Genomic DNA, 6076 nt, shown 5'->3' with positions numbered 1-6076 from the left:
CCATATTTCAGGACAAGACAGCTAAAAAAATGACGATAAACATCAAAAAACCTCTAGAAATTGGAAAAGTCCGAGAACTTTTAAATAAAAATGAGAATTTATTGTTTGTTGTTACTGATGAGAAGTTGACAAGAAATTACGTATTAGATTTACAAAAGGAATTACCTAATTATGTGATAACTCGAATTGAATGGCTGAATAAACTGAATATTGTTCCAAGTATATCAACAAAAAAAGTTTTAGAAAATATACTTGAATTTTATCATTGTATCGAATTGTTTGATAAAATAGCTCATTCTCTAATGAACCTAATGGCTGAAACGTTTAACATTAATCTGAATAACTCTAATGAGATTTACGAATTAAAAACAAAAAGAAGCGAAAATCAAAGAGGGAAAATAAATAGCGAATGGAATTATCATTTTCACGGAAAAAGTTGCTCATTTACAAATACAAATACGGAGCAGTTTTTAGATATTCAAATTAACAACGGAATTGAGTTTGGAGAATTGGACACTTATTATTTGATGAAATTTATTCAAACAACAAAATCATTAAAAAAAGCAAATCAAATTTTAGACAATAAGACTGAAAATATGAGAAAAGTAATTAAAACATTATGGAGTTTTGATTATCTAATAGAGTTACCAAATGGAATAAATAATGAATTAATATTAAATCGGAACAAAAAGCCAGTTGCCAACACCGTATAAAATTAATTGCTGGTTTTAGCCAGTTTACGAAAGTCCTCGCGGACTTTCTATCTGTGATTTATTTACTAACTTTAGTGCTTATAACACGCAACTAATCTTATACAACAACGTTGGCAACAAGCACTCACTCAAATGGAAATAAAACCTGAAATTGGAATTGGAGAATTAAAATTCGGAATGAAAAAAGCCGAAATTAAAAAAATACTTGGAAAGCCTGACAGTGAAAAAACAGACAAAGAAGACGAAAATAAAATTCTATTAACTTATAATAAACATAGAATACGTTTGACTTTTTATGAAGACGAAAATAATAAACTTGGTTATATTTTAACTTCAAATCCGAATTTAAGTTACGATGGAACTAAAATAATAAATGCAAATATTGATTTTATAAAAAATGAAGTTTTTAAAAACATTATTAATAATTGGGAAATAGACGATTATCCTTCTTTTACCTCTCATTTTAATGAAAAGTTTTGGCTGAATTTAGATTCTGAATTTGAAACAGTAACAAGTTTTGAACTTGGAGTTCCTTTTGAAAATGATGATGAATATAAATGGCCTAAATAGAGAAAATGGGATACAAAAAAGTGTGTTTAGATTGTCGAAAAGCATTTAACCGACCAATTAATATGGAAAAGGTACATATTTCAATTTGTCCTCAATGCAAAAAACCAATGACTGAATTATATCATTTGTTTCAACCACCAAAACAGACCGATATTAAAAAATGGGAAGTCGTGAATTTTTTAGTAGAAAACGGATTTAAATATTATCACATTTGGGAACAAGTCTTTAAAAATGAAAAAGGAGAAATATGTGGGACAGCTAATTATGCTAAATACCCACAATCTATGAAAGATGCAAAGGAATTTGTTGAATTATATAAAGAACAAGCAATAACGGAATAAAGCCAGTTGCCAACACCGTATATAATTTATTGCTCGCTTTTTTCAATTTACGAAAGTCCTCGCGGACTTTCTTTGTCGGTAATTATTTACTAAATTAGTTGCTTAAACCACGCAACAAACCATATACAATAACGTTGGCAATAATGCTGAACTCGAACGATAGAAAAAGACATATTTATTGAAATAATAAAAAAACACTAACTAAAATGAAAACAAAAATTCTATTCTTATTATTTACTTCAATACTACTTTCTTGTAAAACAACTTATGGACAAACTGGTGCAAAAGATGTTAAAGCTAGACTAATTGTATGCTCTGGATTATCTGAAAAGAATGTACCATTAGATGATTTGAAAGAAATTTATGTGAAAGAGGGAGAAAAAGTCACTTTATATGTCAAATGGTTTAATCTTGAGAAAAAAAGTTATGTTACATCAATGGACTTCCTTGATACTAATGGAAATTATCTAGCACAATCAAGTGAATATAAATTTAAGCCTAAAAAGAAAACTCATAACACTTGGAATAAGAGAAAATTCAGAAAAGTCATTGTACCTGAGGGTGTTGTAAAAATCAGAATTAATTTAGACGAAGAAATAATTTTAGAGCGTGACATTGAAATTAAATACAAATCGAAATAATAGTTCAAATGAATTATCAGTTTTCGGAATTATGAAATAAAGCACGTATTGCCAACACCGTGTATAATTAATTGCTTTATTGAGCCTACTTGCGAATATTCCTGCGGAATATTCGCAAGTTCGTAAAAGTTTACTAACTTAGTTGCTAAACAACGCAACAAACCATACACAAACACGTTGTGTATAATGTCCGAAATGAAAAAACAGATAAATATAAAATTAATATTGCTGGAAACTTTCTCTCTACTATTTATAATAAATGGAATTCAAAGATTATATATAGCATCTCAAGGAAAAATATACGATGCAGTAATTAATGAAAATTGGAAAAAATTTGAATCTCTAACATCTGAGAGTTTAGGACAATTCTTTGCGAATAGAGCAATATGGACTATTGGAATAATTTTGATTGGAATTTTAACTATTGGAATAATAAATTGGAGAAAAAAAATTCATACAATAAATTCAATAATACTTTTTTTAGTTATTATTGGAATTACATTGACAGGTTTTTTTCTCACTGGAATTACAAATCAATATTTGAATTATTTTTGCGGAATATTTGCCAAAAATTACGGATTATCATTTTTTATAGGAGGAACAATTCTTACAACAATTGGAATTACAATACTGTGGAAAACTATAAGTTTGAATAAAAACACTATACACAACACCGTATAAACTTTATTGCTGGTTTTAGCTCACTTGGGAAATTCCTCCGGAATTTCGCCGTTCGTGTTTTATTTAGTAAATTCACTGCTTAAACAACGCAACAAAGCTTATACAACAACGTTACCTGCAAGTATGAAAAAAATACGTCTGATAATAATAATTTCGATTTTAAATCTAAATTTTGGTTTCTCACAAACGAAATCAGAAATTGATTTATTGTTAAACGGAATTTCGGAAACGGAAAATTCTAAAGAAATTACAAAAACTAAACAGGCGAAAAAAATTATTGCCTTTGGAGAAAACTCATTGAAAATTCTTTCCGAATTTTTTACTGACTCATCTTTGACTAAAATTAAATCGGAATGTCAAAAACGGAATTTGACGAAAGGAGAATTAGCAATTATTGTGGCTGACAGAATTGAAAATATGCCATACTTTCAATTAACTGGAATACAAAATTGTCTTTTGGAGTTTTGCGAAGGCAATCCAAATTTAATTGAATACTATCTTCCTTCAATTAAAGATTTAGGAATTGAGAAATTTAAGAAAAAATATGTTGAATGGTTATTTTGGAGGAAACTAAGCAAACGTGAAAAAAGAAAAATTGAACGAAATAAAAAAAGAGAATATAAACGAAAAATGAAAGAATTAGAAAAAAAACCTGCAGGTAACACCGTATAAAATTAATTGCTGGTTTTAGCCAGTTTACGAAAGTCCTAGCGGACTTTCTATCTGTGATTTATTTGCTAACTTTAGTGCTTAAAACACGTAACTAATCTTATACATCAACGTTGGCAACAAGCAAAAAAACGGAATGAGAAACATTGAAAAAATGAAATTTACATTAATGATTTTGGTTTTAATTTTGACTTTTTCGTGTAAAGTGGAAGCTCAAAGAAATGACTTAAAAATAGTTTGTAAAGAATTGACAAAAGAGAAATCTAAATATTCAGATGTTTTGAGAATTAAAACTTGTGAATTCAATAATCATTTATTCAAATCAATTGGAAAACCAGACTACAAAGGTCGATATTCTTATAATTACGAATTATTACAAATTGGCAAAACTGAAACAACAATTATAAGAAACTCGGACTTTTTCAATAAAAGTGGAATAGAATTGGAAAAAATAATTAATGTAAAACTAAAAGCTAAATATGATTCTAATTCTAAAATTCCTGAAATTAGCGATTGTATGAAGTGGATAGATTTTAGATATTATAAACTAAACGAATTCGGAATTTCATTTACCGATAAAAATCAAATGGAATTTAACATTAATTACGGAATTGGAAGCGCGTGTTTTAATGTCAATTCGAGTTCTGTGATTATGGAACTTTCTGAATTAGAAAAATATTTGAAATAAAGCCAGTTGCCAACACCGTACAAAATTAATTGCTTGCTTTTTGCTTACTTACGAAAATCCTCGCGGATTTTCTTTGTCGCTAATTATTTATTAACTTTATTGCTTAACCAACGCAACTAACCTTGTACAAACACGTTAGCAGTTATTTGAGAAAAACGATATGACAAATCTTGAAATAATAGGAAAATTAAAAGAATCCACCTTTACAGACGAAGATGGAGAAAAATACCAACTTGAATTTCAAGATGGATTATCTGATTCGGAAATTGAACAACTAAAAGAACAATTCCCAAATAAAAATATTGACAGCGAAATAATCGAAATACTTAAAGAAACGAAAGGTTGGGGTGGTTACGGACCTGAAATGGTTTATTTCGACTCAATTGGACAATTCGGATTTTGGGAATTATCCGCAAATTCTCTTACGCTTGGACACGATGGATTTGGAAATCATTGGATTTTGGACTTGAATGATAATGGAAAACCTAATAAAGTATTCTTTGCTTGTCACGACCCAGCGGTATTTGTTGTCCACTCACAAAACTTGAATGAATATCTAAAGCACTTGTTGGAATTTTATGAAAGCCCAGACAGATGCCATATGAATGAAATTCACGACAAAACAGTTATGACAATTTGGGACGAAAACAACTTGTGTTCATCCAAAACTGAATTTGAAAATAAAAATCCTGAATTTAGAGATTTTCTGAAAAAATTTGACGGAGACGAATGGACTGTTGCTGATTTGAGAAAGGGAAAAAATAAAGATGGTTTTGCTTGGGGAAAGTTTGGTGCGAATCAATTTACGGAAAGACATCCAACCGAATTAGTTTGGGTAATAAAAAATAAGAAAAAAGGCTTTTTATCAAGACTTTTTGGAAAATAAAAACAACTGCTAACACCGTGTATAATTCATTGCTAGTAAAGGCTTACTTACGAAAATCCTCGCGGATTTTCTATTCGGTTTGTATTTGCTAATTTAGTTGCTGAAACACGCAACTAACCATACACAAACACGTTGGCAACAATATAAAACTGAACGTAAAATTGACTTTTGGAATAGCACAATATACAAATCTTACTCAAGAACAGAATAATTGGATAAATGATTTATCAATTGAATTAGAATCTTTTTTTGAGGATAAGAATTATGGAGAAGATTTGAAAGAACTGTATTTTGGACTAATAACAGTAAAACCTGAATTTGACAAGTTCTTTAAGAAAAAAAGACCTATTTTAAAAAATGGAGAAAGGACTTCTTCTGTAGACGGAACTAAAATCAAGTATAATAATTGTGCGGAAATTGATTGCAAAATTGAATTTGACGAAATCATTAGCCTAAAAAAAGACGAGTTAATTGAAAAAGTTTGCATTGAAATTTTAATTGAATCAAAATGTTTAACTCGACTGTCAAAACTGAAAAAATTTGACTTTGAAAAATATGAAAATGAATTGAAAAAATTCTTAACTGAAAAAAAGTATATAAAAGGAAAAATACTGTAGCCAACACCGTACAAAATTAATTGCTTGCTTTTTGCTTACTTACGAAAATCCTCTCGGATTTTCTTTGTCAGTTATTATTTATTAGCTTTATTGCTTAACCACAGCAACTAACCTTGTACAAACACGTTGTAAAACATTATGTCTTATCCGGAATAAAGGCTACATAATTTTAAACATTATGTATAAAAATGACAAAGTAATTAGACGTTACAGTGAACCTTTCAAATTAAAAATTTTAGCCGAACTTACCATCGGAAAACACACCAAGAG

At 29.0% G+C, this 6076-nt stretch carries 9 protein-coding genes; all 9 read left to right on the top strand.

Annotated elements, in window-relative coordinates; genetic code table 11:
• Positions 1-713, top strand: a 713-nt coding sequence (locus KO506_RS12315) for a DUF6896 domain-containing protein (RefSeq protein WP_215995222.1), incomplete at its 5' end; no start/stop codon positions are given.
• Between the two features lie 132 nt (positions 714-845).
• A complete protein-coding gene (locus KO506_RS12310; RefSeq protein WP_215995221.1) occupies positions 846-1283 on the top strand; it encodes a hypothetical protein in 438 nt (145 codons plus the stop codon).
• Positions 1284-1288: 5 nt separating this feature from the next.
• A complete protein-coding gene (locus KO506_RS12305; RefSeq protein WP_215995220.1) occupies positions 1289-1624 on the top strand; it encodes a hypothetical protein in 336 nt (111 codons plus the stop codon).
• Between the two features lie 206 nt (positions 1625-1830).
• Positions 1831-2265 (top strand): hypothetical protein, encoded by a 435-nt coding sequence (locus tag KO506_RS12300; RefSeq protein ID WP_215995219.1) that lies wholly within the window; start codon positions 1831-1833, stop codon positions 2263-2265.
• Positions 2266-2460: 195 nt separating this feature from the next.
• On the top strand, positions 2461-2946 hold the full coding sequence (locus tag KO506_RS12295; protein ID WP_215995218.1) for a hypothetical protein: 486 nt from the start codon (positions 2461-2463) through the stop codon (positions 2944-2946).
• Between the two features lie 123 nt (positions 2947-3069).
• The gene (locus tag KO506_RS12290; RefSeq protein WP_215995217.1) at positions 3070-3618 is read left to right on the top strand and encodes a hypothetical protein; all 549 of its coding nucleotides are present in this window, start codon (positions 3070-3072) and stop codon (positions 3616-3618) included.
• A 133-nt stretch (positions 3619-3751) separates the two neighbouring features.
• A complete protein-coding gene (locus tag KO506_RS12285; protein ID WP_215995216.1) occupies positions 3752-4303 on the top strand; it encodes a hypothetical protein in 552 nt (183 codons plus the stop codon).
• A 160-nt stretch (positions 4304-4463) separates the two neighbouring features.
• Complete coding sequence (locus KO506_RS12280) at positions 4464-5189, top strand: SMI1/KNR4 family protein (protein ID WP_215995215.1); 726 nt, start codon at positions 4464-4466, stop codon at positions 5187-5189.
• Positions 5190-5350: 161 nt separating this feature from the next.
• Positions 5351-5806, top strand: coding sequence for a hypothetical protein (locus tag KO506_RS12275; RefSeq protein ID WP_215995214.1), 456 nt, complete (start codon positions 5351-5353; stop codon positions 5804-5806).
• The last annotated feature ends 270 nt before the right edge of the window (positions 5807-6076 follow it).

Origin of the sequence: Polaribacter vadi (assembly GCF_018861005.1) — a bacterium.
In the GTDB taxonomy this organism is placed as follows: Bacteria; Bacteroidota; Bacteroidia; order Flavobacteriales; family Flavobacteriaceae; genus Polaribacter; species Polaribacter vadi_A.
This window is presented reverse-complemented; position numbering and strand designations above follow the sequence as displayed.